The organism is Glycomyces terrestris (assembly GCF_003933745.1).
Taxonomy (GTDB): Bacteria; Actinomycetota; Actinomycetes; order Mycobacteriales; family Micromonosporaceae; genus Glycomyces; species Glycomyces terrestris.
Window position 1 is genome coordinate 527,051 of the sequence record NZ_RSEB01000003.1, and the last position, 26,846, is coordinate 553,896.

Below are 26,846 nucleotides of genomic sequence, written 5' to 3' on the forward strand. Positions count from 1 at the left end.
CGGACGATCCGGCCGCCCCGCTGCGCGCGCGTCTACAGCGGCGTGACGTCGCAGTTGTTCAGCGTCCCCTGGCGCAGGACCTCGAGGGCGCGCTCGGAGACGACGAGGCTGCCGTTGGCGGAGGCGCCGAAGTCGTCGGAGCGCTCGGTGCCGGTCAGCTGGAGCCACTGCCACTTCGGCAGGTCGATCGGTCCTTCGGCGAGCTCCTCGGCGTCCTCGCCGAGGACGACCTCGGCGTCGGCGAGGCGGTAGCCGGACAGGCCCGCCGCGCCGATGAGGCCGGCCAGGTGCTCCGTGACGACGAAGCAGGGGGTGGACTCCAGGATCTCGTCGCCGAGCCAGTCCTGGATCACGTACTGGAGCCGGGACACGACGGGCGGGTGCACCGAGGTGTCCATGACCGTGTCCTCGCCGAGCTCGCCGGCGACTTCGGGCTCCAGGAGGTAGTAGCTCATGGGCGAATCCTAACTTAAGGGACGGGCGGGTTGAAGTTCGTGCCCAGCTTGAGGTCGATCCTCGTCGCGTGGTCGAGGATCTGCTGCCGGGTCGCGTTCGGGTAGTCCTTGTAGAACTGGTTCCACTCCTTGCGGATCTGGCTCAGGTGGACGCGGCTGTTCACCTGCCCCTTGGGGATGCCGCGCAGGTTCTGGAGCGAGTGCATCTCGGCGGCGCTGAAGCGGCCCGGGTAGCGGCGCAGGACCTGCTGCTCGACGGCGTGGTGGACGACCACCTTGCCCTTGAGCTTCGGGTGCTGCTTGAAGAACGTGCCCTTGTAGTCGTTGTTCAGGGCGTTGCCGACCCGCGCCCGCCACCGCGAGCGGGTGGCCTTCTGCGCGGTGCTCTTGACGGCCTTGTTGACCCAGTTGCCGCCGCCCTTGCCGGTGCGGAAGAAGCGGGTGTTGCTGATGAGCCCGGAGATGATCTTCGCGCCCTTGGCGGTGGTCTTGCGGGCGGCGCGGGTGCGCATCCTAGCCATTGAGCACCGCCTCGATCGCCATGTCCAGGAGCATGTCGATGAGCTTGGAGGTGATCATCTTGAAGATCGGGATCTGCGCCAGGGACGCCCCGAACGTCGCCACGGCGGTCGCGATCGCCTGCGCGATCTGGATCGCGAGCGTCACCAGCTGGACGATCATCTGCATCTTGAGCGCCAGGACGACGCCGGCCGCGATCATGAGGCCGATGCTGATGATGTTGGACGGCTCGCCGATGTCCGCGATGTTCCGGACCGCGGACTCGCCGTCCTCCCATTCGGACTTGAACGCGTCGATGTCCTTGCCGGTGTTGTTGTCGATGACGGTCTTGGCGGCGGCCTCGAGCTTGTCGATCGCGCCGGTGATCTGGTCGGCGAGGCTCGTCCAGGTGTCGCCGAGGTTGTAGAGCTTCTCCTCGTCGGGCTCGGGCCAGTCGTAGCCGAGCATGCTGAGGAGGCTTCTCAGCTCGGAGGGCAGTTGCAAGCCCATGGGGGCTCCTTCGAAGGGGAGGGGACACTTCGCAGTGCCCGGGGTACGGAGCGTTATGAAGGAGTTGATGCGGGCCGGTGCCGGCGGCCGTTGGGGGAGCGGGAGAGCGGGGAAGGGGGATGCGGGACCGGGGCGCGGGGCGCTAGCGGCCGAGCGCGTCGAGGAGCTCGCGGAAGAGCCGCTCGATCTCGGCGTCGTTGGACTCGTGGTCCTCGGCGAACTGCCGCAGGGTGTTGGCGTAGTCGACGAGGTCCTCGATGTTCGTCGAGATGCACTCGGTGATGGCCTCCATGCAGACCTGGTGCGCCAGGTCGAGCAGGCTGCCGATCATGTCGCCGCCGAACGAGTCCGCCAGTCCGTCCACTGAGGACTTGAACTGGTCGAACAGGCCCTGCACCATCTCGGTCGCGGCGTCGAGCTGCTGCGCGCCCTCGCGGATGGAGTCGGGGTTGATGTCGATCTTCACGACCCGCCTCCCTGGAGCTTCGCCATGACGGTGCTGATGTGCGCGGTCATCTCCCGCATCTGCCGCACGCCCTGCTCCTGGATCTGGGCGACGGCCGCGCCGATCGCCTCCAGGTCGGGCGTGGGCACGTCGGCCGCGAGCGCCTCGGCGCGGGCGTCGAGCGCGGCGTTCACGGCCTTCGCGAGCTCCAGTTCGAGGTATTCGGTGCCCTCCTTGAGGACCCGCTCCTCGGAGAAGCGGACCTTCTCGACGCGGCCGTTCGCGCCGAGGACGACCTCGATGCGGCCGTCCGCCGCCTCCGCGGTGATGGGCGGGACCTGCTGGTCCTGCTGCTGCTTCTTGACTTCATCGAGCGCTGAGCGGGCTTCCGCCAGCTGCTGGGCGATGGCTTCCTCTCCGAACATGCCGCCTCCGGGGGGTCTCAATGGACTCGGTTCGAGCTCCAGCATAGACCGGAGACGCCACTTTGGGGTCCCCTGCAAGTGCCGCTCCACCAGGGGATTCGGCAACCTTGTTCACCGTGAGTCAGGAGTTCGCTTCGTCGCCCTTCGCACCGGTTCGGACGGTTCCGCCGCGCAGCGGGTCCGCCTTGGCCGGGTCGGGGAGGTAGTCGAAGGGCTCGTCGCGGTCGCACCGCAGCCAGCCGTCGCGCACGTGGAGCCGGGCGACCTGGACGGTGGAGCGGCGCCCGCCGCCGGGGTGCGTGAAGTAGTAGAGGAACGCCTCGTCCGGGCCCTGGGTGAGGGCCATGGCGTGGTGCCCGAGGGCCTCGTCGAACGCGCGGCGGCCGGGGCCGGCGAGGAGCGGGACCGGCTGGGCGTGCCAGTGCTCGAGGTCGGTGGAGCGGTGGACGAGCAGGCCCGACCAGCCGTCGGTGACCATCCAGTAGACGCCGCCGAGCGCGAAGACCGTGGGGCCCTCCTGGGCCTGGCCGGTGACGGCCGGGCCGGCCGGGGTCCAGGCGTAGAGGTCGTCCGAGTCGGCGGCGTAGATGCGGCTCTCGCGCTGCTCGTCCTTGAACCACATGCGCCACCGGCCGTCCGGGAGCCGGTGCACGGTCGCGTCGATGGCGCGCTCCGAGTCGGTGTCGACCGTGGACTGGTACTGCCAGGTCGCGAGGTCGCCGGAGGTGTAGTGGCGGATCTCGGCGGGACCGGTCCAGTCCTCGCGGACGCCCTCGAGGTAGGTGACGTACATGTGCCAGCGGCCCTCGTGGCGCAGGACCTCCGGGGCCCACCAGGTGTCGTGGTTGTCGCAGTCGGGTCCGGCGGCGGTGCCGGCGTAGGTCCACTCGCGACCGTCGGGGCTCGTGGCGTGGCCGATGTCGGTGCCGTGGACCCAGGCGACGCCCGCGTCGGGCTGGTTGGCGCGGCGCTGGGTGTAGAAGAGGTGCCACAGTCCCGTCTCGGGGTCGTGCACGACCGTGGGGTCGGTGGGCCCGTCGAAGACCGGGTCGGTGAACAGGGGCGCGGGGGCGCGGAGGTCGTCGGGGCGCGGGGCAGGACCGGTCGTCATGGTTTCTCCACGGGGAGTCGGCGGCCGGGTGGCCGGGCCTGGCGGGGTGCTTGAACGGTAGCTGAAGCAAACGCTTGCCGCAAGTTGGCGCGGAGCGCAGTGCCGGGGCTCCGGACCGGGAGGGCCGGGTGCGGGCGGCGGGCCGCCCGCGTCCGGCTCAGAGTCGTCTGCTCCAGTGCGGCATGGGGATCGGCACGAACCTGATGCGGGTGCCGGGGCGGGCCTGCGCGGCGGCGGCCTGGGCCTCGGGGCCGACGACGCCGACCACGGGGTAGCCGCCGGTCGTGGGGTGGTCGGCGCCGAACAGGATCGGCTGGCCGTTCGAGGGGACCTGGAGCGCGCCGGCCGCGATGCCCTCGCTCGGCAGCTCCTTGGCCGGGTCGGTGCGCTTGAGCACTGGACCTTCGAGCCGCAGCCCGATCCGGTTGGAGTGCTCGGAGACCGTCCACACGCCGCGGGTCAGCTCCGCGACCGCCTCGGGCCGGAACCACTCCAGGCGCGGGCCCAGGTGGAGCTTCATGACGATCTCGCCGCCGATGCCCGCCCACGGCGTGGGCCACTGGGTCGGCAGCGGCGGGTGGGCCGGGCTCGGGCCGAGCGGGATCGTGTCGCCGTCCTTGAGGGGGGCCGGGCCCAGTCCCGACAGCAGGCACGTCGAGTGCGAGCCGAGGCTCGACTTCGGGTGCAGCCCACCGGAGAACGCGAGGTAGGACCGCACGCCGACCTCGGCGGGCCCGGCGTCGAGCACCGAGCCGGCCTTGAGCTTCACGGGCTGGCCCCAGGACTCGGGCCGCCCGTCGACGGTGACGGCGCAGGGCGCGCCGCCGACCACGACGGTGACGTTCCGGTGCGCTTTCACGGTGCAGCCGTTCAGGGTCGTCTCCAGCGCGCAGGCCCCGGTGGGGTTGCCCGCGAGCTGGTTCGCGAGCCGCCAGGAGGGGTGGTCGGCCGCGCCGGAGGGCGGCACCGCGAGGTGGCCCCAGCCGGGCCGGCCGGCGTCCTGGCAGGTCGTGAGGACGCCCGCGCGCAGGATCTCGATGTGGCTCATACGCGCACCGCCGCGAAGCGCACCCGAGTGCCGGGGACAAGGAGCGCCGCGGGCTCGCGGTGCTCGTTCCACAGCCGGCCGGGGTTCGTCATCGTCGCGATGAGCTGCCAGCCGCCGGGGCTCGTGCGCGGGTAGACGCCGGTGTAGGGGCCGGCGATGCCGACCGAGCCGGCCGGGACCGTCGTCCGAGGGCTCTCGCGGCGCGGCGCGTGGTAGCGCTCGGGCAGGCCCTCGAGGTAGGCGAACCCGGGCGAGAAGCCGCAGAACGCCGCCTCGTACTCGATGCCGGAGTGGATGTCGGCGACGTCGTCGGGGCGCACGCCCCACAGGGCCGCGACGGCTTCGAGGTCGGGGCCGTCGTAGCAGACGGGGATCTCGACCGCGTCACCCGCGGCCTCGGGCTCGTCGGCCAGGGGCCAGCCGGGGAGTTCGGCGGCGAGGAGCTCGGGCTCGTCGATCCCGTCGACGAGGACGGTGGTCGCGCCCGGGACGAGGTCTTCGGCCTCCAGCAGGCCCGACATGCGGCGGCTCTGGAGCGAGCGGTAGCAGGCGCGGGCCGCGGCCGTCGTGCCGCAGTCGATGAGGATGCCCCTCGGGCCGGCCGGGAGGGGCCTGAGCCGGGGGGCGGCGGTCGTTCTTCCGGTGCTCACGAGAAAGCCTCCACGTCGATGCCTCGTTCGTTGAATGCGGCCCGGATCGACGCGGCGACCGCGACCGCGTCCGGACCGTCGCCGTGCACGCAGATCGACTCGGCCGCAACCGGGGTGCGGCTCCCGTCGATCGCCGTGACCTCGCCGTGCAGCGCCAGGTCGACCGCTTGCGCGACCGCGGCCTCCGGCGCGAGCAGCGCGCCGGGGGCGCCGCGCGGCACCAGGTGCCCATCGCCCAGGTAGCCGCGGTCGGCGAACGCCTCGCCCGCGACCCGCAGCCCGGCCCCCGCGGCGGCGCGGTCGAGTTCGCTCCCCCGCTGCGTCAGGACGACCCCGACGCCGGCGAGGCGCGCGCCCTCGACGACGGCGGCGGCCTGGACCGGATCGCGTCCGGCCCGATGGTAAAGGGCGCCATGGGGTTTCACATACGCGACGGGCGAGCCCGCGGCTTCGGCGAAGACCCGCAGCGCCCCGATCTGGTAGGCGACCTCGGCGGCGAGTTCGCGCGCCGGCACGTCCATCTCGCGGCGCCCGAATCCGGCGAGGTCCCGATAGGACACCTGCGCCCCGATTCGCACCCCGGCGGCGGCGGCGAGCTCGCAGACGCGCTGGAGGGTGGCGGGATCGCCGGCGTGGAAGCCGCAGGCGACATTCGCGCTCGTGACGATCCGCAGCAGCGCGGCGTCGTCGGTGAGCTCCCAGCGGCCGAAACCTTCCCCCAGGTCCGCGTTGAGGTCCATGCCGTCAACGGTACCGGATCACTCTTTCGGGCGCATTTTGCGCACTCGGGTGCTCCAGGCCACGATTCTTGTCGGACCGGGCGGCAATGCTTGGCCCCAGAATGTCGTCCCCCTCTGGGTGGGTGGGGGTTTGGGATGGTATACGGCCTTAGGTATGAGGAGCCGGGAGCCGGGAGCCGGGAGCCGGGAGCCGGGAGCCGGGAGCCGGGAGCCGGGAGCCGCATCCGCGACGCCGGCTGGGCCGTCGGGAACCGGCCGCGAGCCGCGAGCCGGAGGGGCCCCTAGTCCTGGGGCGTGTTGCGGCGCAGGACCAGGGTGCCGCGCTCGTGGTCGAGGTGCCGGGCCGTGAAGTCGGGGTGGGCCTCGGCCCAGCGGGCGGCGATGGCGCGCTCGTCGGGGCGGTCGGCGTCGTCGAGGACGACCAGGGCGTCCTCGGCGAGGCGCTCGGCCAGGAGCGGCAGCGCCGGGTAGCGGGCCTGCGGGCCCGTCGCGCCGGGCGGACCGTCGACCAGCAGCATGTCGATCTCGTTGCCGGGAACCAGCTTCGGGTCGTACCAGCGCCAGGTCTCGCCGCCGAGGTCCACATCGGTCAATGGCGCGTCGATCACCCGGCCCCAGCCGCCGAGGCCCCGCGAATCGAGTTCCGCGCGCGTCTGCGCCGCGTAGTGCGGGTCGTGCTCCAGGGCGATCACCTGGCCGGAGCCGATCGAGCGGGCGATGAGCGCGAGGACCACCGTGCTCGTCCCGGAGCCGCATTCGAGCACCCGGGCGCCGCCTCGCGCCGCGGCCTCCTCGGCGAGGAACCGCGTGAGCTCGGGTCCGGCCGCCCAGCCGCGCATCCGCGGCAGCGGCCCGCCGGGGCCCGTCAAGCGGTACAGGGCCATGAGGTCTTCGACCTGGGCGTACACGGTGCGGGCGGTCAGCTTGGCGGCCTTGCGATCCGCGCTCGCGGCGGCCTCGATCGCGTCGAGCCGCCGCTCGATGCCCGCCTGCGTCTCGCGCAGGCCCTCGACGGCCTCGCCGAGCTGCTTGAGACGCTCGGTCAACTCGATGAGCAGCATCCGGTCGGACGGTCCCATGGCACTGCCCCCTTCGCGGGTCCACGGCGCAATGGGCCCACCCTAGGACAGATCAGCCCCCGAAGCCAGCCACCCGCCGACCGCACCTCCTTTGTTCACCTCCGCTCCTGCCGCCCCCGGCCCCCTCCCCTCCCTCCCCTCCTCTCCGATCCCGCATCCAGCCCCTTCCCCTCCGCGGCCCGTTTCCCTAGGCGGCGCCTGCCAGACCTGACTTCGCGAATGCGCCCCTCTCGCATTCCCTTTTGGGGGCCCCTCCCCCTCCCGCCCGCTCGCCCCTCTCGCATTCCCCTTTCGGGCCCCCTCCCCCTCCCGCCCGCGCCTCTCCGCCCGCTATCGCTGGTCTTTGCCTGCGCTTCTCCCTCCGCGCTCCCGCCTAGCGCTCGTCATTCCCCCACTGCTCCTCGTCGCGCTCCTCCACGGCTCGTCTTTCCCACGCTCCTCACTCACCTTCCCCTGTCGCTCGTCCTAGCCCGCGCTCTCTCCGCGCTTCCCCCGTACCGGTCGTCCTCCCCGCGTACCTCTCCATGCCCCTGCTGTTGCCCCTTCCGCTCGCTCTTCGACGCGCCTTGTCGCGGCCCGGCACCCGGGCCCGGCACCTGCGGCGGCGCTCGCTCCCGGTTGCTGGGGCCTTTGTCAGTCGCCCAGGGCCCGTGCGAAGTCGGCGATGAGGTCGTGGGCGGCCTCGATGCCGGTGGAGAAGCGGATGAGGTCGTCGTGGATGCCCTCGGCGGCGCGTTCTTCGGGGCTCATGCCGGCGTGGCTCGTGGCGGCCGGGCGGGTCATGAGCGACTCCACGCCGCCGAGGCTCGGCGCGATGTACGGGATCCGGACCCCCTTGAACAGGGCCGCGGCCGCCTCGACGCCGCCGGCGGGTCGGAAGGAGAACACCGAGCCGTACCCGTCGAACAGGTCCGTGGCCCGGGCGTGGTCCGGGTGGGACTCCAGGCCCGGGTGGTTGACCTGCGCGATGCCCTGGTGCCCCTCCAGGAACCGGGCCAGCGCGAGCGAGGTCGCGCCCTGCTGGCGCACCCGGAGCGCGAGGGTCTTGAGGCCGCGGGCGAGGAGGAATCCGGCGTGCGGGTCGAGGCTGCCGCCGTAGAGGTTGAGGACGTGGCGGATCTTCCCGATGTTCGCCTCCGTGCCGGTGACGACGCCGGCGACGAGGTCGGAGTGGCCGTTGAGGGCCTTCGTCGCCGAGTGGCAGACCAGGTCGAAGCCGACGGTGTGGGGCCGGAAGACGACCGGGGTGGCGAACGTGTTGTCGATGATGCTGGTGAGGCCGTGCTCGCGGCTGAAGGCGGCGATGCCCGCGAGGTCGGCGACGCGCGCGAGCGGGTTGCTGATGGTCTCGACGATGAACGCCTTCGTCTGGGGCCGCAGGGCCTCGGTCCAGGCGTCGCGGTCGTCAGGGCCGACGAAGTCGACCTTCCAGCCCAGGCGCGGGGCCTGCTCGGTGAGGAAGTGGTGGGTGCCGCCGTAGAAGGAGCCGGCGGCGATGACGTGGTCGCCCGCCTCGAGGGTCGCGAGGAGGGTGGTGGTGATGGCGGCCATGCCGGAGGCGGTGGCGACCGCGGCCTCGGCGCCTTCGAGGGCGGCGAGCTTGCGGTGCAGGTGCACCTGGGACGGGTTGGTGTTCAGGCGGATGTACTGGAGTTCGTCGTACGACTCGCCGGGGACGGTCTCGAAGACGGTGCCCTGGTAGAGGGGGTGGACGACCGATCCTCCGTGGGCGGGCCGGGGTTCGGCCGCGTGGACGGCGACGGTCTCGAATGCGGTGGTCTCGATGTCGTGGCTCGGTTCGCTCATGGGCCAACCGTACGGAGCCGGGATCGAGGTCGCATCTGTCGTTCGACCTGAATCGAGGGTCGGATTTCCCCTGCTTTCGGGGGGCTTGATCTCCCTATTTCGAGGGAGGGCGCTCCTGGTCGAGGCTGGCAAGGTAGGCGTTGTACACCTCGTGGGGGTCGTCCTCCGGCCGGCCGCTGGCGCTGGCGCGTTCGGCGATCCGGTCGAGGCGCCGGCCCTCGCGCTCCTCGGAGCGGGCCCATTGTCCGATGAGGACGATGATGATGATGAGGCTGGGGATCTCGCCGAAGCCCCAGGCGATGCCGCCGCCGGCGCGCTGGTCGGCGAGGAGGTCGCCGACCCACGGGATCGCGATCTGGGTGTACCAGCCCTCGGCGATGAGGCCGGTGCCCATCATCAGGGTCACGCCGAAGATCGCGTGGAAGACGATCGAGATGAAGTAGAGGAGGACCTTGGCGGGGTAGGAGAGGGGCCGCGGCTTCGGGTCGGGGCCGATGACGACCCAGAAGAAGAGGCTGCCGGCGGCGAGGAAGTGCGCGGTCATGAACAGGTGCCCGAAGTGGCTCCGCATGGCCCACTCGAACATCCCGGTGAAGTACATGAGGTACAGGCTCGTCAGGTAGATGAGGAGGGCGATGAGCGGACGCGACACGAAGCGGGACCAGCGGCTGTGGATGGCGGCCAGGAGCCACTCGCGGGGCCCGCCGGCCCGGTCGGGCTTGAGGGCGCGCAGCGCGAGGGTCACCGGCGCGGCCAGGACCAGCAGGATCGGGGCGAGCATGTTGAGCGCCATGTGCTGCACCATGTGGGCGCTGAACAGGACCATGCCGTACTTGCCGAGGCCGGTCGAGGTGGTGAGGACGACGACGGCCCAGCCCGCGCACCACAGGGCGGTCCGGTACCAGGGCCAGGCGTCGCCGCGGCGGCGCAGCCGCACCACGCCGGCGATGTAGAACCCGGCCATCGCGAGCGCGGCCGTGCAGAACAGGACCGACGGGTACCAGTCGGTGAGGATGCGCGCCAAGGAGACCGGCTCGGGCGTGGGGAACCCGAGGAGGGCCGTGTTCGGGTCGGGGAGCTCCTCGGCCGGGGGCGGGGTGACCGAGAGGGAGGAGGCGAGGCCGAACGCGACCGCCATGAGGCCGAGCTCGACGGCGGCGAGCCGGTTGAACGCGCCCCGGTCGCCGTGCTCGACCGCGGGGAGGGCGCGGCGGCGGTGGGCCCAGCCGAGGACGCCGCCGGCGGCGAGGACGGCGAGCTTCGCGAGCGCGATGCGCCCGTACGCGGACTCCCACAGGTCGGTGAAGGCGACGTTCGCGATGAAGACGACGAGCCCGGAGGCGGCGACCGCCGGGTAGGCGAACGCGGCCGCGAAGGAGTAGCGGCGGGCCGCGACCGCGGGGTCCTTGCGGGCGATGAACAGCGCGAAGAGGCCGCCGGCCCAGAACGCGGCGGCGACGACGTGGATGAGGAGCCCGTCGACGGCGATCTGGTGGTTGCCGTTCGAGGCCGAGTGCCCGGTGAACACGGGCGGGAGGGAGGCGGCGAGCGCGAGCGCGGCGGCGCAGGCCGCGCCGGGGACGGTGAGCGCGCGGGCGGCGACGAGCGCGGCGGCGCCGGCGAGGAGCACGGTCAGGCCGAGGGCGCGGCCCTGCTCGTACTGGGCGATGTAGGACCACACGCCCGGGACGGTGACCTCGGACAGGGGTCGCGCGAACGTGTTCGCGAAGTCCACCGGAAGGCTGATCGCGGCCGTGAGCGCCCACACGCCGGAGGCGGCGGCGCCGACGCGCAGCCACCGCCAGGACTGGGCGGCGAGCCGCGACCGGTCCCCTTCGCGGCCGGGCAGGAAGCACGCGGCGGCGATGGTGCAGCCGACCGCGGCGAGCATCGCGAGGTCGTACGCGTACTTGAGGAGGCCGGCGGCCCAGGTGACGGCGGGGTCGGCGGCGGCGAGCCCGGGGAGGGCCGCGACGTCGACGGCGCCGCCGAGGTCGAGCGCGATGACCGCGGCGAGCAGCCCGGCCGTCGCCGCGGCCGCGACGGCGAGGACCCGCAGGCCCCGGCCGGGGTGCGCCGCGCGCAGCCCGGTTCGGGGACCGCGACCGCCGCCAGGTATGGTGTCGGCGGTGTTTTGGCTGGTCTCGGTCGATGCGGTCACGTAACCCAGCATGGCTGATTGTTCCAGCTCACGCCCCACCGGGTGGGGTCAGATATCTCCGGCGACTCCCCGGCCCGGGCATGCGCCGACCCGCGGTGTCGGGGTCATAAGGCACGATCACGGTGCGCCGTCCGCGAGGCCCGACCAGTCGCAGCGTCGAGGGCGGGGTCGTATTTTCTATGGTGGATCGCGATGGGAATCATCGAAAGACGCGGTGAGATCATGAACCTGCTCCAGGGAGGCGGCGGAGTGCTGGGCAACATGCACTTCACGTTGGACGGCTCGGACGACCCGTCCAACGTGCTGAACCTCATGGCGCTCGACGCCTACGTGAGCGGCGCGCAGCCGCACGCGGTGGTGCGGGCGCTCGACATGGTCGCGGACGACGTGGACCTGATCCCCGAGGGCGGGTCGCTCATCCGGTCGATCTCGGGGACCTCGTTCCTTCAGCTCGTGACCGGCGAGGGCTGGACGCTCCGCACGCAGCGGTGGCGGGACGGCTCGGGCCAGGCGGTGGTGACCGCCGAGACGCGCGAGCGCGCCGAGGAGATCGCCGCCTACGTCACCGACCGCACCGGCTCGGTCGAGGAGGTCGGCGAGGACAAGGTCGACATGGGCTTCTGGTACCGGTCGGCGCGCGGCCCGTTCCGCTCCACCCGGTCGATCAGCGCCCCGCGCTGGCCCGAGATCGAGCGGAACTACTCGTCCAGCGCCGGGTCGGCGCTCGGGAAGCTCATGGCGACGCAGTCCTCGGACGTGACCGGCCGCCTCGTGCTCTTCCACGGCCCTCCCGGCACCGGCAAGACGACGGCGCTGCGGGCGCTGGCGCGCGAGTGGGCGCCGTGGTGCCAGGTGGACACCGTCCTCGACCCGGAGGCGTTCTTCGCGGACCCGTCGTACCTGATGGAGGTCATCATCGGGTCGGAGATGGACCTCGCGCTCGACACCGACCTGACGCCGGGCGAGCCGCGGCGCGAGCACTGGCGGCTCATGGTCCTGGAGGACTGCGACGAGCTCATCCGCGGCGAGGCGAAGGAGGCGTCGGGCCAGTCGCTCGCGCGCCTGCTGAACCTGACGGACGGCCTGCTCGGCCAGGGCCGGGAGATCATGGTCGCGATCACCACGAACGAGCGCCTCGACCGGCTGCACCCGGCCGTGGTCCGCCCGGGCCGGTGCCTGGCGCAGATCGAGGTCGGCGAGCTGTCGCCGCTGGAGTCGAGCGACTGGCTCGGCGGCGAGCAGGTCCGCGAGCCGATGACGCTCGCGGAGCTGTACGCGCGCCGCGCCGGCACCGACCCGAACCGCACGGAGCCGCAGGTCCCGCAGCAGCAGGTCGGCCAGTACCTGTAGGCCGGCCCCGTCAGTGGACGGGGTCGATGAAGTACACCGAGCTGGTGCCCCAGTCGCAGACGGCGAGGCGCCCGTCCGGGGCGACGGTGATCCCGGTGGGGCTCGCGAAGCCGTCGGCGACGGTGGTGCGGGTCCCGTCCGGTTCGATCATCTCGACGGTCGAGCCGCCGTAGTCCACGACGTAGACGGCGTCGCCGCCCGCGGGCGCGATGCCGGGTCCGGGGCTGGCAAGCTCGGTGTTCACGTGCTCGGCCGCGGTCGAGCCGGCCGCGACGTGCGAGACGCCGCCGTTGATGTTGCTGACCATGAGGTCGCCGTTGTCGAGTTCGACGGCGCCGACCGGGGTCTGGAGCCCGGTGGCGACGGTCCGGGTGTTGCCCTCGGCGTCGGCGGCGAGGATCTCGTCGGTCTGCCGGTTGGCGATGAGGAGTTCGCCGGCGGCGTTGAAGGACAGCCCGGCCGGGGTCGCGAGCCCCTCGACGAAGACCTCGGGTTCGCCGTCCTCGCTGAAGCGCCACACGACGTCGCCGCTGTAGGAGGCGGCGTAGACGACGCCGTCGTCGCTGATCGCGAGCCCGGAGGGCCCGTTCAGGTCGCTCGCGAAGGTGCTGCGCTCGCCGTCGGGCGTGAAGCGCTCGATGGTGCCGCCGGACCAGTTCGCGATGTAGAGGGCGCCGTCGGCGTCGAACGCCATGCCCACCGGGGACGAGAGGCCGTCCCAGGCCGCCTCGCCGGGCCCCTGGAGCGAGCCGTCGGTGCCGGCGGGCTCGGGTCCGCCGCTGCACGCGGTCGCGGCGAGGACCGCGGCGACCGCCGGGGCGGCCAGGAGGCGGCGGGCCCGGGACGCGGTGCCGCCGTGTCGAAGGTCGTCGTTCATGTGCGTCGCACTCCGTCTCGGTCGGTGTCGGTTCGTCGCTGGCGCTAGGCGTTCGAGCGCGCTCGAACGCAAGCGTGCGCCGGGGGCGCCGCGGCAGAGGCCGTCCGCGGCGCTCCCGGCGCGGTCACGGGGTGAGGGCGCCGCCCCACTTGATGAGGGCGCTGCCGATGGACATGCCGCCCCCGAACGCGGCCAGGAGGACGCCGTCCCCGGGCCGCAGGTGGCCGGCGCGGTTGGCGTAGTCGAGCGCGATCGGGACGGAGGCGGCGCCGGTGTTCCCGAACTCGTCGACGACCAGGTGGTGGCGGGCCCGGGTGAGGCCCAGGCTCGGCTCGATGTCGCGGAGCATCCGCCCGTTCGCCTGGTGCGGGATGAAGTGCCGCACCTCCTCCTCGGTGGCGTCGGCCTTGCGCAGGATCTCCTTGACGGCCAAGGGGAGCTGCTCGGTGACGAACTCGCGCACCGCCCGGCCGTCCATGGTGAAGTACTGGCCGGGGTCGTCCGGCGGCACGTCGCGCGAGGGCGTGCGGCTGCCGCCGTTGGGGACCTCGATCATGCGGTGGTGCATGCCGTGGGTGCGCAGGCTGGTGGCGACCAGGCCGTGGTCCTCGGCGACGGGGCCGAGGACGACGGCGCCGGCGCCGTCGCCGAAGAGCACGGCGGTGCGGCGGTCGGCCGGGTCGATGATCCGCGAGTACACGTCGGCGCCGACGACGAGCGCGTAGCCGTCGCGGAGCCGGGCGGCGGCGGCGTCGAGCGCGAACAGGAAGCCCGAGCACACGGCGTTCACGTCGTAGGCGGGGACGCCGTCGGCGCCGAGCCGGTGCTGCACGATCGCGGCGGTCGCGGGCTGCGGGTGGTCGGGCGTCGACGTGGCGACGATGATCTGCTCGAGCTGCCCGGGCAGGATGCCGGCGTCGTCGAGGGCGGCCTGCGCGGCGGCGGCGGCGAGGTCGGAGGTCGCTTCGTGCGCGGCGGCGTAGCGGCGGGTGCGCACACCGGTCTTGCGGACGATCCATTCCTCCTCGACGCCGGCGCGGGCGCCGACCTCGTCGTTGCCGACGACGGTCGCGGGCAGGTGGGAGCCGGTGCCGACGATCCCGATGCGGGTCGGCGGCGCGGCGGTGCGGGTGGACATGTGAGGTCACCTCAGTCAGGGTCAGCACTCCCGGTGGGGAGCAGCGGGTTTCGGTCGGGGTCCGAAGAACTCGTGGTCAGGCCGCGGCGGCGGCGGGGTCGAGGACGCGCCAGCCCCGGTGGTCGGCGCGGCGTCGCAGCTCGGGGTCGGCGCCGACGACCACGGCGGTGCCGACGGCGTCGAGCATCGGCAGGTCGCTGGCGTGGTCGCCGTAGGCGACGCAGCGGGCGGGGTCGAGGCCGCGGAGCCGGGTGACGGCCCGCACGACGTGCGCCTTGCCCTCCCCGATCACGGGGTGGTCGATCTCGCCGGTGAGGCGGCCGCGGCGCACGATCACCGGCGCGCCGTGCACCTCGCTGGCGCCCAGCAGCGCCCCGATCGGGTCCAGGCAGGCGTAGAACGAGCCGGACACGAGGACGGTGGGGACGCCGGCGCGGCGCAGCTCCTCGTGCTCGGCGACGACGCCGTCGACGAGGAACCCGGGCTCGGCGAGCTCCGCCTTGAGCCAGGCGTGCCCGGCGGCGGCGAGCCGCTCGGCGGACTCGCCCGCGTAGCAGCGGTAGTAGGCCCGGTTGACCTCCTCGCGGGGGACGCCGGAGGCGGCGAGGTCGCCGAGGCGGTCCCGGATGACCCGGTAGGCGCCGGCCGGTTCGCCGCGCGAGTCCAGGTAGAACTCGAGGAACCGGAACATGCTCTTGACGGAGATGAGGGTCTCGTCGACGTCGAAGAAGGCGGCGTCGACGCCCTCGTGCTCAGACACCGGCCCCCACTTCGGCGCCGAGGCGCGACTCGTGCGTCACGGCGTGGGCCGCGCGGCGGTGCTCCTTGCCCTCGATGAGCTCGGACTCGAACGCGGTGAACGCGACCTCGGTGAGCGCGCAGCGGCGCCCGGCCTGGTGCACGCCGATCTCGGCGGTGAAGGAGAGCCGGGTCGGGTCGCCGACGTCGGCGCGCGTGACCTGGTACTCGATCTCCGCGGCGAGCGGGAACAGGAAGTTCTCGAACGAGGTGCGCATCGAGTCGATGACGAAGTAGTAGCCGCCGCGCCGCTCGGGGTCGACGTAGTACCGCTCGGTCACGGCGAGGAACATCTGCCGGGCCGCCTCGACCACGACCATGCCCTGGACGTGCTGCCCGGTCTGGTGGTCGAGCAGGAGCTCGTTGTCGTTGTGGATGCGCAGGGCGGCCCGGTACACGCCCGGCCCGGTGCTGCGCAGCGCGGCGATCAGCGCGTTCGACTCCTGTCGCTTGTGGACCTCGTCGGTGCCGAGGGGCTCGGTGGCGTGCGGCTCCAGGAGCATCCGGTGCGCGACGCCGACGCGGCGGACGACGGCGTGCAGCCGGTCCCAGTCGGCGGCGGTGACGCCCTGGCCCGGGCGGAGCGAGATCTCCTCGCCGGCCTCGCCGTAGAGGCCCGACTGGAGGTCTTCGAGGAGCTGGCTGATGGTGAGGACGTCGGGGTGTTCGGAGCTGAAGCCCTGAAACCTGACGCCGACGACGATGAGGGTTCTGCTGGAATTCGGCATTCGCTTGTCCATCCGCTAAGGAGTGGCTGTGAACGGGATTCCGCGCGACACTGCGACGGCGATGCGGACTCCGGATCGGTCCACTGGGGCCTCGGAAGGTCCGGAAGAGTTGGCGCCATTGGGAATTGCGGTGTACTCATTCAGGATATGCAGGGCACGCTCTGTGAGCAACCATCCAGTTAGTGTTGTGAATCAACTCACACAAAGCAACTCAAAATATGACAGAATCATTTCCGGATCGTGTGCGGGACCTGAACCGACTGTTGCCGTCGTACTGCAATGCCATGAATACGAGCTCCAATGAGGGCATTTACCCCATTCGCGATGTGCAATTCGGTCCGTTGGGGACTCGCGGCCCGGTGATCACCGCAAGTGGCGCGCTCCTCTCGCAACGCAACCACCACTGTGGTCCGAATCGGCGCTTGCGTCACATCGGCCGCGCACTCCACTCCGGCCCCGCCGGTGGGGGACGGAAAACGGGCGAGGCCCCGCCGCCAGGCGGGGCCTCGCCCGTGCGTCGCTCGGCCGGGTCAGGCGGGCCCGTCCAGGAGCCCGCGGGCCTCGAACACCTCGCGCGCGGCGCTCATCGCGTTCAGCGCCGCCGGGAACCCCGCGTACACCGCCATCTGGATGATCGTCTCCACCACCTCCTCGCGGGTGCCGCCGACGTTGAGCAGCCCGTGCACGTGGACCTTCAACTGCGGCAGCGCGCTCCCGAGCGCCGTGCAGGCGGCGACGGTCACGATCTCGCGCGAGCGCAGGTCGAGGCCCTTGCGCACGTACACGTCCCCGAAGGCGAACTCGATGATGTAGCGGCCCAGGTCCGGCGCGATCGACTCGAGGCTCGCGATCACCGCCTCGCCCGCGTGGCCGTCGATCTCGGCCAGGGCCTTCCAGCCCCGGTCGTAGCGCGAGCCCTCCGGCTCGACCTCGGCGTCGGCGAACCCGGGCTCGTCGTCGTCGCGGGCCTCGAAGACCTCGCGCGTCGCGCCGATCGCGTTGAGCACCTTCGGGAATCCGGTGTAGGGCACCAGGTGCATGATCGCCTCGACGATCTCGCGCCGGCCCAGCCCGATGTTGAGGGCCCCGTTGACGTGGAACTTCAGCTGCGGCAGGGCGTGACCGAGCGCGGTGAGCGCCCCGATCGTCGCCAGCTGGCGCTCCCGGAGGTCGAGGTCCGAGCGGTGGTAGACGTCCCCGTACGGGAACTCCACGGTCATCCGGCCCAGGTCCGGGGCGATGTCGTCGTAGCCGTGGACCACGGGCGGGTCCTCGTCTCCGGCGAGCCGCCGCAGGATCCCGATGCCGCGTTCGAAGCGGTTCTCCATGGACACCATCCTAAGAGCTCAGCGGCGCCGGCTCAGCTCGGGGAAGTCGGGGTTCGTCGCCATGACGCCCGCCTCGCCCCAGCGGGCCTGCGGGATCTCGTGCACGACCACGGTGATCTTGTCCAGGGGCGCGCCGGTGACCTCGTGGGTGGTCGCGGTGAGCGCCTCGATGAGCTTCTGGCACTGCTCGTCGGTCTGGTTCGGCCAGGTGGTGACGGTGATGAACGGCATCTCGATCTCCTTGCGGTTATGCGGAAACGGACCGGGGACGGCGGGCGGCGGCCGCGAGCAGCCCTGCCGCGGCGACCGCCGCCGCCCCGGTGGCGACGACGCCCGTCCAGCCCGCGAAGGTCCACACCGGACCGAGCGCGGCGCTCGCGGCGGCGCCGGCGAGCAGGCAGACGAGCATGTACAGCGACGAGGCCCCGCCCTGGCTGCCGGGCGGGGCGGCGGCGGCCAGCAGCACCAGGACCGCGGGCTGGCAGGCGAACACCCCGGCGAACAGGGCGAGCACCCCGGCCGTGACGACCGCCGGGTGGGCGGCGAGGCCGAGGAGCGCGATCCCGGCGAGCACCGCGGCGAGCCCGGAGAGGACGACGGCGGGCGCGCCGATGCGCGGCACGAGCCGCCCCGCGAGGGGCGCGCCGACGACGCCGACGAGCCCGGCCAGGTTGACCAGGCCGATCGAGGCGGCGTCGAACCCGAAGGGCTCCTGCTGGAGCCGGTAGGTCAGGAACGTCGCCACCCCGAGGTAGCCGAAGAACAGGCACGTCCCGAGCGCGAGGAGGCGCACGGTGGCCGCGCCGCGGAACAGCCCGAGCACCGCCGCGTACGCCTTCGCCGCCGGGCCGGCGGCCGCGGGCGCGGCCAGGTTCGGCAGCGTCAGGGCCGCGCCGGCGGACAGGAGGTTGAGCGCGGCGGCGCCGAGGACCGCGGTGCGCCAGTCGGCGGCGTCCGCGACGACGCCGGTCATGGAGCGCCCCAACGTGATCCCGGCGACCGACGCGCCGATGACGAGGCCGAAGAACATGCCCTTCATCTCCGGCGGGGCCAGGCGCGGCATGAGCGCGATCATCGCCGAGGGCACCGCCGCGGCGACGATCCCGGCGACCGACAGCAGCGCCACGAAGAGCCCGAAGCCGGGCGCGAAGACCGCCAGGGCCAGCAGCACCGCGAGGCCGGCGGCCCCGGCGGAGCCCATGGCGCGCAGCGGGAGCCGGTCGGTGAGCGGCCCGAACAGGAAGAACGACAGGGCGTAGGCGAGGCTCGCGGCGGTGAACGCGAACCGGGCGTCCTGGTCGGCGACGCCGAAGTGCGCGGCGATCTCCGGGAAGATCGGCTGCGTCAGGTACACCGAGGCGACGGCGAGGCAGGTGGCGACCGACGCGGTGGCGGCGGCCGCCCACGGGACGGCGGTGCGCTCGGCCGCGGCGGCGGGCAGGGCTCGGACGCTCATGCGGTCACCCCGAGGCCCGCGCGCCGCCGTCGACGGTCAGGAACGCGCCGTTGACCATCGCGGCCTCCGCGGAGACGAGGTAGGCGACGGCGGCGGCGACCTCGGCGGGGTCGACGAGCCGCCCGAGCGGGACGCCCGCGAGGACCTCCTTCTGGAGGTCGTCCGGCGGGAGGTCGAGCAGCGCGCCCATGTCGTCGAGGATCTCCGTCCACAGGCCGGTGTCGGTGGCGCCCGGGTCGACGGTGTTCACGCGGATGCCCTTGGGGCCCAGGTCCTTCGAGACGGCCTTGGCGAGGCCGCCGAGGCCGGCGTTGACGACGGCGTTCACGACGAGCAGCGGGCTCGGCTCGAGGCGGAAGACGCCGTTGACGAACACGATCCGGCCCGCGCCGCGCGCGGCCATGCCGGGGGCGACGGCGCGGGTCAGGCGCATCGCGCCGAGGAGCTTGCCGTTGACGGTGGCCTCCCAGGCCGCGTCGGTGGCCTGCGCGAGCGGCCCGACGGGGCCGTCCCCGGCGGCGTGCACGAGGATGTCGATCCGGCCGCGCTCGGCGAGGACGGCGGCGACGCCGGCGTCGGTGTCGGCGGTGTCGTTGATGTCGAGGCGCCGGGTGCTGAGCCGCTCGGCCGCTTCGGGGGCGAGGCCGGCGGCGAGGCGCTCGCGGGCGGCGTCGAGCCGGGCCTGGTCGCGGCCCAGCATGACGACGTGCGCGCCGTCGCGGGCGAGGCGGGCGGAGACGGCGCCGCCGACGCCGCCGGTGGCGCCGCTGACGAGCGCGACCTCAGGGTGCTGCGGTGTGGACATGGTGCTCCGTTCGGGTCGGGCGCGCCGCACGGGCGGCGTCGCGGGTGGGGCCGCCGGATCGGCGGCCCGGAATGGTCGTCGTCGATCTCCAGGAGCGGCCGGGGCGGCCCAACTCCCAGGTCACGGACTGATCGGCGCGCGGTACACTTCCGCGATGCCCACAGGTTCCACGGCCCGCCCGACCGCCCAGCGCACGCGCGACGCGCTGCTGCGCGCCGCGTACGAGGAGTTCACCCTCTTCGGTCCGGCCGGCGCCCGCGTGGACCGCATCGCCGACCGGGCCGGCTGCAACAAGCAGCGCCTCTACGCGTACTTCAAGAGCAAGGAGAACCTGTTCGGCGAGGTCATGCGCGAGGCGCACCGGCGCCTCGCCGAGGAGGTGCCGCTCCCCTCGGACCGCGAGGAGCTGGACGAGTACGTGGGCCGGGTCTTCGACTTCCACCGCCGCGACCAGAGCATCGTGCGCCTGCTGGCCTGGGAGGGCCTGACGTACGGGCGGGCGGCCCTGCCGTGGGCGGAGGAGCGGCGGGCGTTCTACGAGGTCAAGCTGACCGCGCTGCGCAAGGCGATCGGCGGGGACGACCCGGCGATGCTCGCGGCGCTCCTCATCGAGCTCATCGCGATCGCGTCCTGGCCGTTCGTGGTCCCGCAGCAGCGGCGGCTCCTGTACGAGGAGTACCGCCCCGAGGTGACCACTGTGGACGCCCTGCGGGACTCGCTGAACACGCTGGGGCGCGCCAGCATCGCGGCCGTGGCGAGGACGCCGGCCGAGTAGCGCCGGACGGGGGGCCATGCGCGGTCACCTCGAATCGGTCGCGGCCCCGGCCGGAGCCGGGGCCGGTCGCTATGCGCGGGTGCGGAACTCCTGGAACGAGGGGCCGGTCAGCTTCAACTGGGCGTGGATGTCCGCGCCGAGTCCGAAGTGGCCGATCGCGCCGCCGTAGTTCTGCTGGTAGCTCATCCACAGCACCACGACGTTCACGACGCGGTTCGCGCCGGGCAGGCCGGGGTCAGGGAACGGGTCGGGCAGCTCGGCGCGGTAGTGGGCCGCGCCGCCCGCGTCGGCGATGAAGACGTTCGGGACGCCGAGCGGCCCGGGCCTGGTGGGGCCGGCCGGGTCGAGGTCCCGCTGCCGCAGCGACATCACCGTGTAGACGCTGTCGGGGATGAGCCCGGTGAACCAGAACTCGAAGACCGCGGCGCGGCCGTCGCCGGTCGTCGTCACCTCGAGCTGGCCCCGGGCCCTGCGCCACTGCCCCAGGGTGATCGGGTCGCGGCGGCGGGGGCCGTCGGCCGCGCGCAGGTCCGGGATCGGGACCTCGTGCAGCGGGTAGCTCGGGCGCACGACCTCGTGCGCGTCGGGACGCTGCTCGGGGGCGAACAGCATCGGGTAGTTGCTGCACGGCAGCGGCAGCGGCAGCGTGTACAGCTCCATGCCGTCGTCGTCGGCGGTGAGCTCGCGCAGGATGCGGTACGGGGCGAGCTCGCCGAACGGCGGCAGCGGGCTGTCGGCGGCGACCAGCGCCGATCCCCAAGCGGGCGTGACGGTCCCGTCGTCGGCGGCGCGGTTGATGCGGCCGATGGTGACGAAGTTGCCGTCCTTGTCCATGATCTCGCTGGGCGGATACGCCGGTCCCTGGGTGCTGACGCTGAGGTCCAGGACGGTGCCGGCCACGGCTCAGACCCGCTCGTAGCAGCGGGTGTAGAGCCCGCCGGGGCCGCCGGTGATGTAGCGGTCGCCGGCCTGGGCGACGATCTCCTTGTAGCGGGTGTCGGTGAACGGCGCCAGGTACTCCTCGACGGGGCAGGAGAAGCCGGAGACGAACAGCACGCCGGGCTGGGTGCTCACCGCGGTGTGGTACGCGCTGAACGACTCGACCTGCTCGGACTCGCGGACCACCGCGAAGATGGTCTCCTCGCGCCAGGCGCGGTACGCCTCGTACGCCGGGGGCTTGACCTCGACGTAGCGCAGCTGCACGTACGGGGTCTGCGGCAGGTCCGTGCCGGGCTCCTTGGGGGCCTCCACGAACCGCACGACCTGGCGCCGGAAGTCCCCGGCGGCGTACGGGCCGACGGCGGTCCACAGCGGGTCGGCGTCGGGCGCGGTCGCCTCGATCGCGTCGAGTCCGTCGAGGACCCGCAGTTCGAGGAGGGTGTCGGCCTCCAGGCAGCGGTAGAGGATCCGGTCCTTGCCGGGGGTGGCGGCGAGGTGCTCGCTCCACGCGGCGGCGGCCTCGTCGCGCCGGTCGGCGGCGACGGGGAGTTCGGTGACGAGCAGGAGGGTGGCGGACATGGCGGTTCTCCAGATCGGTGTGGGGTGGCACTGAGGACCGAGACCGGCCGGGGCCGCGTGCGTCCGCGGCGGCGTCGGCGGTCCCGCCGGCTTCCGGCGCGAACGGGTCTCGATCGTCTTTGGACGGTCGGGGAACGTGGGAATCCGTGCGGCGCTGCGACGGGGCGTGCGGTGGTCCGATTCGCACGGTGAGCCGAATCGGCTTGGCGCCATTGGGAACCGGCGCCCGGATGGAGTGCGATGTACACGTTCAGCATAGGAAGCACACCCTCCGTGAGCAACCATCCGGTTAGTGTTGTGGCTTTCTTCACACAAAGCAACGCAATAGGTGACGATCGCATTGCGAACTCGTGTGCGGGCGTTGAACCGGGAGCATCCGGACCGCCACCGCGCGGCCGTTGCGTAGCCGCCGTCCCGGCTCCGCGTTTCGATCCCCTCCCGGGACGCCCCCCGCGGGTTAGGCTCGACCGCGGTCACCCCCGGACCGAGTGAACATCCGAGCACCTCAGGGGGACACACGTGCAACACCGAACCGCCAGCGCGCGCCGGGCCCGGCGCCTGACCCTGGCCGGCGCCGCCGGGCTCGTCGCTGCCGCGGCCGCGACGGCCATCGCCTGCAACACCGCCGGCACCGGCCCGGCCGCGCACGCCGCCGCGGTGAGCTACGACCCGCTCGCGCCCGCGCTCGGCTTCAACTCGTTCGTCGAGGACCGGACCGTGCTCGCCTCGACCGAGTCCGAGGGGCCCGTCGCCACCGGCGGCGACCTCGTCCTCGACGGCTACTACAACGTCATGATCCACCCGGTCGGCAGCTACACGGCGCCCGGCGACACCGTGCCGAGCGCGCTCGTCGTCGGCGGCGAGGTCGACTTCGGCGGCGGCGAGCCCGGCTCGGTGGCGAAGGTCCTCAGCGGCGGCTACGTCAAGATCGGCGACACCTCGGGGGTCTCGGTCCTCACCACCGACCAGAACAACGCGAGCGTGAACACGCAGGTCGTGCCCGCCGGCGGGGCGTACAACTCGACGCCGCGGATCGAGCTGAACTCGAAGGAGCCGGCGGACGCGGTCGCGCAGGCCCCGATCGACTTCGGCGCGGCCTTCGCCGAGCTGCGGGCGAACGCCGCGGCCCTGGCCGTGTGCGAGGCGAACGAGGTCCGCATGGTCGACGAGGGACTCCAGACCGTCCCCAAGGGCGGGGTCCAGCCGAACCAGCGGATCTCGATCCAGGGCATGGACCCGAACCGGACGAACGTCCTCAACGTCACCGGCGAGGACCTGAACGACCTGTCGGAGCTGGTGTACCTGCTCCAGCCGACCGAGAGCGGCCCGCTGCTGATCAACGTGGACACGTCCGGGACCGGCGGCGAGATGGACTGGTTCGTCAAGAACCAGCCGGGCGCGGGCGGCATCCTCGGCGCGCCGTACATCCTGTGGAACTTCGGCGAGACCACGCGCCTGACGCTCACCGGCGGCGACTCCCTCGAAGGGAGCGTCCTCGCGCCGGACGCCGACTACACGGACCTGAGCCCGTCGAACGTGGAGGGCCAGATCATCGCGAAGAACGCCAGCCACGGCACCGTGCGCGCCAACGGCGGGGAGATCCACCACGCGCCGTTCGGCAGCACGCTCGCCTGCGAAGACGGCGACCAGACGACCCCGGCCTCGACGACCCCGTCCGACGTCACCAACTCGATCCAATCGGAGACCCCGTCCGGGGACGGCCCGAGCGGCGGCTCCGAGGGCCCCTCGACCGGGGACAGCACGGGCGGCGGCTCCGAGGGCCCCTCGAACGGCGACCGGACGGGCGGCTCGGACGGTTCGCACGGTGACGGGCACGGCTCGGACGACCTGGCGACCACGGGCGCGTCGATGCGGCCGCTGCTGTTCGTCGCGGTCGCGCTGCTCGCGGTCGGCGGCGCGGTGGTGGCCCTGACGTACGCGCGAAGGAGCACGCGAAGCTGATGCCCGCCCCGATCGACCGCGCCTCCGCGCACGCGTGGACGGCGCTCGTCCTCACCGCGCTCGCCGGTGCGGTCGACGGGGCCGGGTTCCTCGCCCTCGGGCAGCAGTTCGTCGCCAACCAGACCGGGAACGCGGTGCTGCTGGCGGTGGCCGTGTCCGGGGAGGTGACGGGCCGCGGCGACGGGCTGTCGGCGGTCGGGCCGCTGTGGTCGCTCGCCGGGTTCGCGCTGGGCGCGGTGGCCGCGTCGCTGGCCACGCGGCGGCACGTGCTCACCAGTTTCGGCGTCCCGGTGCTGCTCGTGGCCGAGGTGGTGCTGCTGGCGTCGGCGGGGCTCGCGGGGAGCGCGGAGCCCGCGATCGGCCTGGCGGCGGTCGCGATGGGCGTCCAGAGCATCCACGCCGCCCGCATCGGCCTGGCCGGGGTGACGACGACGGTGCTCACGGGGACGCTGATCGCGCTGTCGGTCAATCTCTCCGGGAGCCGCGAGGACCTGCGGTCGGCCCGGCTCCAGGCGGGCGTCTGGGCCGTGTACCTCGCGGGCGCCGGGCTCGGTTCGGTGCTGGCGCACGAGGTCTCGTTCAGCGCGGTGTGCTGGTCGGCCGCGGGCGTGGCGGCGCTGATGGCCGCCGCCGGGTTCGTCGAGGACCGCCGCCTGCGGTCGCGGGCCTAGGCCGCGAACGCGCGCTCGGGTTCGCGCTTGGCGGCGACCAGCGCCGCGGCCGCGGCCTCCCAGGCGGGGTGGCGGAACTCGAAGCCGGCGGCCTCGAGCCGGGCGGGCACGACGCGGCGGCTCTTGAGCAGGACCTCGGTGTCGCTGCGGAGGACGAGCGCGCCGATCTCGGCCATCCACCCGGTCGCGGGGACCGCGAACCGGACGCCCATGGCGCGGCGCAGGATGCGCATGAAGTCGCGCTGGCGCAGCGGGTGCGGGGCGGCGAGGTTGACGGGCCCGGCGAGGTCGTCGCGTTCGATGAGGAACAGGACGGCGCGCGCGAAGTCCTCCTCGTGGATCCAGGACACGAACTGGCGGCCTCCGGCGACCGGCCCGCCGATGCCGAGCCGGGCCATGCGGCAGAACGCGTCGAAGGCCGAGCCGCGGTCGGGGTTCATGACGATCGCGGTGCGCATCGCGACCTTGCGGGTGCGGGGCGTCTGGGCTTCGTCGAGGGCGCGCTCCCAGGCCCGCGCGATGTCGATGCTGTAGGACCAGCGGGCGGGGACGCCGGGCTCGGCGCCGCCGATGACGCCGGTCTCCTCGTCGTTGGCGCGGTCGAAGGTGTGGGCGTAGATCGTCGCGGTCGAGGCCTGGAGCCACACGGCCGGCGGGTGCTCGGCGGCGGCCAGGGCCTCGCCGATGACGCGGGTCGAGTCGACCCGGGAGGCCATGACCTCGTCGCGGTAGGCGGCGTCCTCGCGGATGTGGACGGCCCGGCCGGCCAGGTTGACGACCGCGTCGGCGCCTTCGAGGGCCTCGGTCCAGGGTCCGAGGGTGCGGCCGTCCCAGTGGAGGTGGTGCGGGGCGGTCGGGTTGCGGGTGAGCACGGTGATGCGGTGGCCCGCGGCGAGCAGGCCGCGTTCGAGGACGGCACCGAGGTTGCCGGTGCCGCCGGGGATGACGATCTTCATGGGGTACCTCCTTGTACACCAAGGCTACCCCAGGTCTTGAACACGTTCAATTATGATCTGGGCCTCGCGCGGGCGGCGCGGCGGCGGGCCGACTTCTCCCGGGATCGGCGGTTTCAGTCCCCGGGCGCGCTCGTCGTGGAACGATCCGACCTGGACAGGGAACCGAACGGGAAGGACCGATCCATGAAGCGAAGGAACAAGCAGAAGGCCGTCGCCATCGGGGCCGCCGCCACCGCCGTGGCGGCCGGCGCGGCGATCGCGGTCGCGGTGAGGACCAGGCGGGTCGCGCCGATCGGCAAGGTCCGCCGGGACAAGTTCGACCGCTGGTTCGACACCCTCGACGTCGACGGCAACGACTACATCACCGAGGAGAACCTCCGCGAGGCCGCCGACCGCGTCCTGGGCGCCCGCGGCGTCCCCGTCGAGAGCCCGATGGGCCTCGAGCTCCGGGAGGCCACCCTCCGCCTGTGGACCGACTTCATCGCCCCGGCCGCCGAGGACGACGACGCCCGCGTCTCCCGCCGGGAGCTGCGGTCCGCGCTCGCCCGCAACATGCTCGCCGACCGCATCGCGGCGGCCGCGAAGCTCGCCTACGTCGCCGACGCGTACTTCGCGATCACCGACGAGGACGGCGACGGCCTCATCAGCTCCGGCGAGTTCGTGCAGCTCATGCGCAACTGGAACGGCGTCGACTACGTGGAGAGCCACCGGCTGTTCGAGTTCCTCGACGCCGACCACGACAACCGCATCTCGCCCGACGAGTGGCGGCGGGCGATCTTCGGCTTCTTCCTCGGGAGCGAGCGGAACCACCCGGTGAACGACCTCATGGGCAAGGTCGGCAGCCCGATACTGGCCCCGGCCGACTTCTGACCGGGGGCGGGCCGCCGCGCGCACTCGCGAACCGAATGCGCTGCGGCTCTGCGGGAACCGCGAGCGACGTGAACGGGCCGGCGGATGCGCCGACATGCATCAGCCGGCCCTTCGCCGTGCCCACCCCCGGCCGGTCACTCCCGGGTCGCGGCGACGGCCTCCTCGATGAAGGCGGCCTTCCCCGCGGTGTACGCCTCGCGGTCGTCGCCGTGCTGCTCGGCGAGGAGGCGCTTCAGGTCCCCGTAGCGCCGCGCGAGCGCGCCGTCGCACCGCAGGGCGTCGCGGAACCGGATCTGCTCGCTCCAGCGGGGGTGCCCGGCCGCGATGAGGTGCAGGTGGGCTTCGCGGTGGCGGCCGGTGGCGTCGGGCTTGACGAAGAAGCGGCGCCAGGGGCGGCCGTCGAGGTCCGGCGGCACGAAATGCCAGCCGGCGGCGGCGAGGTCCGGTCCGACCTCGGCGGCGGCGAGGTCAAGGTCCCGCACGGTCACCGCGAGGTCCACGATCGGCTTGGCGGCGAGGCCCGGCACCGAGGTCGATCCGACGTGCTCGATGCCCTCGACCAGGCAGGGAGCGAGGATCGGCGCGAGCACCGCCCGCTCGGCGGCGGCGCGGACGGCCCACTGCGGATCGTGCGGCCGCACTTCGGCGCGCTCGTGCGCCCACGCCGGGATTTGATCACTCATGTT

The 26,846-nt window shown here is 73.0% G+C and carries 29 protein-coding genes; 5 read left to right on the forward strand and 24 right to left on the reverse strand.

What is annotated here, in order from left to right:
* Positions 1–32: 32 nt before the first annotated feature.
* The 12 genes from EIW28_RS12420 to EIW28_RS12480 all read right to left on the reverse strand — a co-directional run bounded on the left by EIW28_RS12420 (position 33) and on the right by EIW28_RS12480 (position 10,928).
* Complete coding sequence (locus EIW28_RS12420) at positions 33–455, reverse strand: hypothetical protein (RefSeq protein ID WP_125248014.1); 423 nt, start codon at positions 453–455, stop codon at positions 33–35.
* A gap of 14 nt (positions 456–469) precedes the next feature.
* The gene (locus EIW28_RS12425; RefSeq protein ID WP_125248015.1) at positions 470–976 is read right to left on the reverse strand and encodes a hypothetical protein; all 507 of its coding nucleotides are present in this window, start codon (positions 974–976) and stop codon (positions 470–472) included.
* Positions 969–1,463 (reverse strand): WXG100-like domain-containing protein, encoded by a 495-nt coding sequence (locus EIW28_RS12430; RefSeq protein WP_125248016.1) that lies wholly within the window; start codon positions 1,461–1,463, stop codon positions 969–971. Before EIW28_RS12430 ends, EIW28_RS12425 begins: the two co-directional genes overlap by 8 nt.
* 142 nt (positions 1,464–1,605) lie before the next feature.
* Complete coding sequence (locus EIW28_RS12435) at positions 1,606–1,929, reverse strand: WXG100 family type VII secretion target (RefSeq protein ID WP_125248017.1); 324 nt, start codon at positions 1,927–1,929, stop codon at positions 1,606–1,608.
* Positions 1,926–2,333: a YbaB/EbfC family nucleoid-associated protein gene (locus EIW28_RS12440; protein ID WP_158630386.1), complete on the reverse strand. Its 408-nt coding sequence runs from the start codon at positions 2,331–2,333 to the stop codon at positions 1,926–1,928. Before EIW28_RS12440 ends, EIW28_RS12435 begins: the two co-directional genes overlap by 4 nt.
* Positions 2,334–2,454: 121 nt before the next feature.
* Positions 2,455–3,444, reverse strand: a complete 990-nt coding sequence (locus EIW28_RS12445) for a family 43 glycosylhydrolase (RefSeq protein WP_125248019.1) — start codon at positions 3,442–3,444, stop codon at positions 2,455–2,457.
* Positions 3,445–3,601: 157 nt separating this feature from the next.
* Entirely contained in the window at positions 3,602–4,492 is an 891-nt protein-coding gene (locus EIW28_RS12450) for a 5-oxoprolinase subunit C family protein (RefSeq protein WP_125248020.1), read from the reverse strand.
* Positions 4,489–5,142, reverse strand: a complete 654-nt coding sequence (locus tag EIW28_RS12455; protein ID WP_125248021.1) for a 5-oxoprolinase subunit B family protein — start codon at positions 5,140–5,142, stop codon at positions 4,489–4,491. The genes EIW28_RS12450 and EIW28_RS12455 overlap by 4 nt, the downstream gene beginning before the upstream one ends.
* Entirely contained in the window at positions 5,139–5,882 is a 744-nt protein-coding gene (locus EIW28_RS12460; RefSeq protein ID WP_125248022.1) for a LamB/YcsF family protein, read from the reverse strand. The genes EIW28_RS12455 and EIW28_RS12460 overlap by 4 nt, the downstream gene beginning before the upstream one ends.
* 281 nt (positions 5,883–6,163) lie before the next feature.
* Positions 6,164–6,961, reverse strand: coding sequence for a class I SAM-dependent methyltransferase (locus EIW28_RS12470; protein WP_125248024.1), 798 nt, complete (start codon positions 6,959–6,961; stop codon positions 6,164–6,166).
* Positions 6,962–7,594: 633 nt separating this feature from the next.
* On the reverse strand, positions 7,595–8,767 hold the full coding sequence (locus EIW28_RS12475; protein ID WP_125248025.1) for a trans-sulfuration enzyme family protein: 1,173 nt from the start codon (positions 8,765–8,767) through the stop codon (positions 7,595–7,597).
* A 94-nt stretch (positions 8,768–8,861) separates the two neighbouring features.
* The gene (locus tag EIW28_RS12480) at positions 8,862–10,928 is read right to left on the reverse strand and encodes a cytochrome c oxidase assembly protein (RefSeq protein ID WP_125248026.1); all 2,067 of its coding nucleotides are present in this window, start codon (positions 10,926–10,928) and stop codon (positions 8,862–8,864) included.
* Positions 10,929–11,120: 192 nt separating this feature from the next.
* Here EIW28_RS12480 and EIW28_RS12485 point away from each other — a divergent pair, with 192 nt between their 5' ends.
* Entirely contained in the window at positions 11,121–12,278 is a 1,158-nt protein-coding gene (locus tag EIW28_RS12485) for a DUF5925 domain-containing protein (RefSeq protein ID WP_197717225.1), read from the forward strand.
* Positions 12,279–12,288: 10 nt separating this feature from the next.
* Here EIW28_RS12485 and EIW28_RS12490 read toward each other — a convergent pair whose 3' ends face one another.
* The 8 genes from EIW28_RS12490 to EIW28_RS12525 form a co-directional block, all read right to left on the reverse strand.
* The gene (locus EIW28_RS12490; RefSeq protein WP_125248027.1) at positions 12,289–13,155 is read right to left on the reverse strand and encodes an NHL repeat-containing protein; all 867 of its coding nucleotides are present in this window, start codon (positions 13,153–13,155) and stop codon (positions 12,289–12,291) included.
* A gap of 124 nt (positions 13,156–13,279) precedes the next feature.
* Positions 13,280–14,293 carry a 3-oxoacyl-ACP synthase III family protein gene (locus tag EIW28_RS12495; protein ID WP_125248028.1) on the reverse strand — a complete coding sequence of 338 codons (1,014 nt, stop codon included), beginning with the start codon at positions 14,291–14,293 and terminating at the stop codon, positions 13,280–13,282.
* Between the two features lie 76 nt (positions 14,294–14,369).
* Positions 14,370–15,053 (reverse strand): HAD family hydrolase, encoded by a 684-nt coding sequence (locus tag EIW28_RS12500; protein ID WP_125248029.1) that lies wholly within the window; start codon positions 15,051–15,053, stop codon positions 14,370–14,372.
* Positions 15,046–15,819 (reverse strand): AfsA-related hotdog domain-containing protein, encoded by a 774-nt coding sequence (locus EIW28_RS12505; RefSeq protein WP_158630387.1) that lies wholly within the window; start codon positions 15,817–15,819, stop codon positions 15,046–15,048. Before EIW28_RS12505 ends, EIW28_RS12500 begins: the two co-directional genes overlap by 8 nt.
* A gap of 530 nt (positions 15,820–16,349) precedes the next feature.
* On the reverse strand, positions 16,350–17,147 hold the full coding sequence (locus tag EIW28_RS24945) for a carboxymuconolactone decarboxylase family protein (RefSeq protein WP_187350601.1): 798 nt from the start codon (positions 17,145–17,147) through the stop codon (positions 16,350–16,352).
* Positions 17,148–17,165: 18 nt separating this feature from the next.
* Positions 17,166–17,378 carry a tautomerase family protein gene (locus tag EIW28_RS12515; RefSeq protein ID WP_125248032.1) on the reverse strand — a complete coding sequence of 71 codons (213 nt, stop codon included), beginning with the start codon at positions 17,376–17,378 and terminating at the stop codon, positions 17,166–17,168.
* Positions 17,379–17,394: 16 nt separating this feature from the next.
* The gene (locus EIW28_RS12520) at positions 17,395–18,603 is read right to left on the reverse strand and encodes an MFS transporter (RefSeq protein WP_125248033.1); all 1,209 of its coding nucleotides are present in this window, start codon (positions 18,601–18,603) and stop codon (positions 17,395–17,397) included.
* 4 nt (positions 18,604–18,607) lie between these two features.
* Positions 18,608–19,408, reverse strand: a complete 801-nt coding sequence (locus tag EIW28_RS12525) for an SDR family NAD(P)-dependent oxidoreductase (protein WP_125248034.1) — start codon at positions 19,406–19,408, stop codon at positions 18,608–18,610.
* Positions 19,409–19,562: 154 nt separating this feature from the next.
* On the opposite strand from EIW28_RS12525, the gene EIW28_RS12530 reads away from it, so the two are divergent.
* A complete protein-coding gene (locus EIW28_RS12530) occupies positions 19,563–20,183 on the forward strand; it encodes a TetR/AcrR family transcriptional regulator (RefSeq protein ID WP_158630388.1) in 621 nt (206 codons plus the stop codon).
* A 69-nt stretch (positions 20,184–20,252) separates the two neighbouring features.
* Here EIW28_RS12530 and EIW28_RS12535 read toward each other — a convergent pair whose 3' ends face one another.
* Together EIW28_RS12535 and EIW28_RS12540 are read right to left on the reverse strand one after the other, a co-directional pair.
* Positions 20,253–21,083 carry a hypothetical protein gene (locus EIW28_RS12535; RefSeq protein WP_125248036.1) on the reverse strand — a complete coding sequence of 277 codons (831 nt, stop codon included), beginning with the start codon at positions 21,081–21,083 and terminating at the stop codon, positions 20,253–20,255.
* Between the two features lie 3 nt (positions 21,084–21,086).
* Positions 21,087–21,701, reverse strand: coding sequence for a hypothetical protein (locus tag EIW28_RS12540; protein WP_125248037.1), 615 nt, complete (start codon positions 21,699–21,701; stop codon positions 21,087–21,089).
* 519 nt (positions 21,702–22,220) lie between these two features.
* On the opposite strand from EIW28_RS12540, the gene EIW28_RS12545 reads away from it, so the two are divergent.
* Positions 22,221–23,663 (forward strand): choice-of-anchor A family protein, encoded by a 1,443-nt coding sequence (locus EIW28_RS12545; RefSeq protein WP_125248038.1) that lies wholly within the window; start codon positions 22,221–22,223, stop codon positions 23,661–23,663.
* On the forward strand, positions 23,663–24,334 hold the full coding sequence (locus tag EIW28_RS12550) for a DUF1275 family protein (protein ID WP_125248039.1): 672 nt from the start codon (positions 23,663–23,665) through the stop codon (positions 24,332–24,334). The genes EIW28_RS12545 and EIW28_RS12550 overlap by 1 nt, the downstream gene beginning before the upstream one ends.
* On the opposite strand, the gene EIW28_RS12555 is transcribed toward EIW28_RS12550, so the two are convergent.
* A complete protein-coding gene (locus tag EIW28_RS12555; RefSeq protein ID WP_125248040.1) occupies positions 24,331–25,290 on the reverse strand; it encodes a TIGR01777 family oxidoreductase in 960 nt (319 codons plus the stop codon). The two genes, EIW28_RS12550 and EIW28_RS12555, sit on opposite strands and share 4 nt — an antisense overlap.
* A gap of 183 nt (positions 25,291–25,473) precedes the next feature.
* Between EIW28_RS12555 and EIW28_RS12560 the strand changes: the two genes are divergently transcribed.
* Entirely contained in the window at positions 25,474–26,160 is a 687-nt protein-coding gene (locus EIW28_RS12560) for an EF-hand domain-containing protein (protein WP_125248041.1), read from the forward strand.
* 134 nt (positions 26,161–26,294) lie between these two features.
* Here EIW28_RS12560 and EIW28_RS12565 read toward each other — a convergent pair whose 3' ends face one another.
* Entirely contained in the window at positions 26,295–26,843 is a 549-nt protein-coding gene (locus EIW28_RS12565; protein WP_125248042.1) for a GrpB family protein, read from the reverse strand.
* Positions 26,844–26,846: the final 3 nt, after the last annotated feature.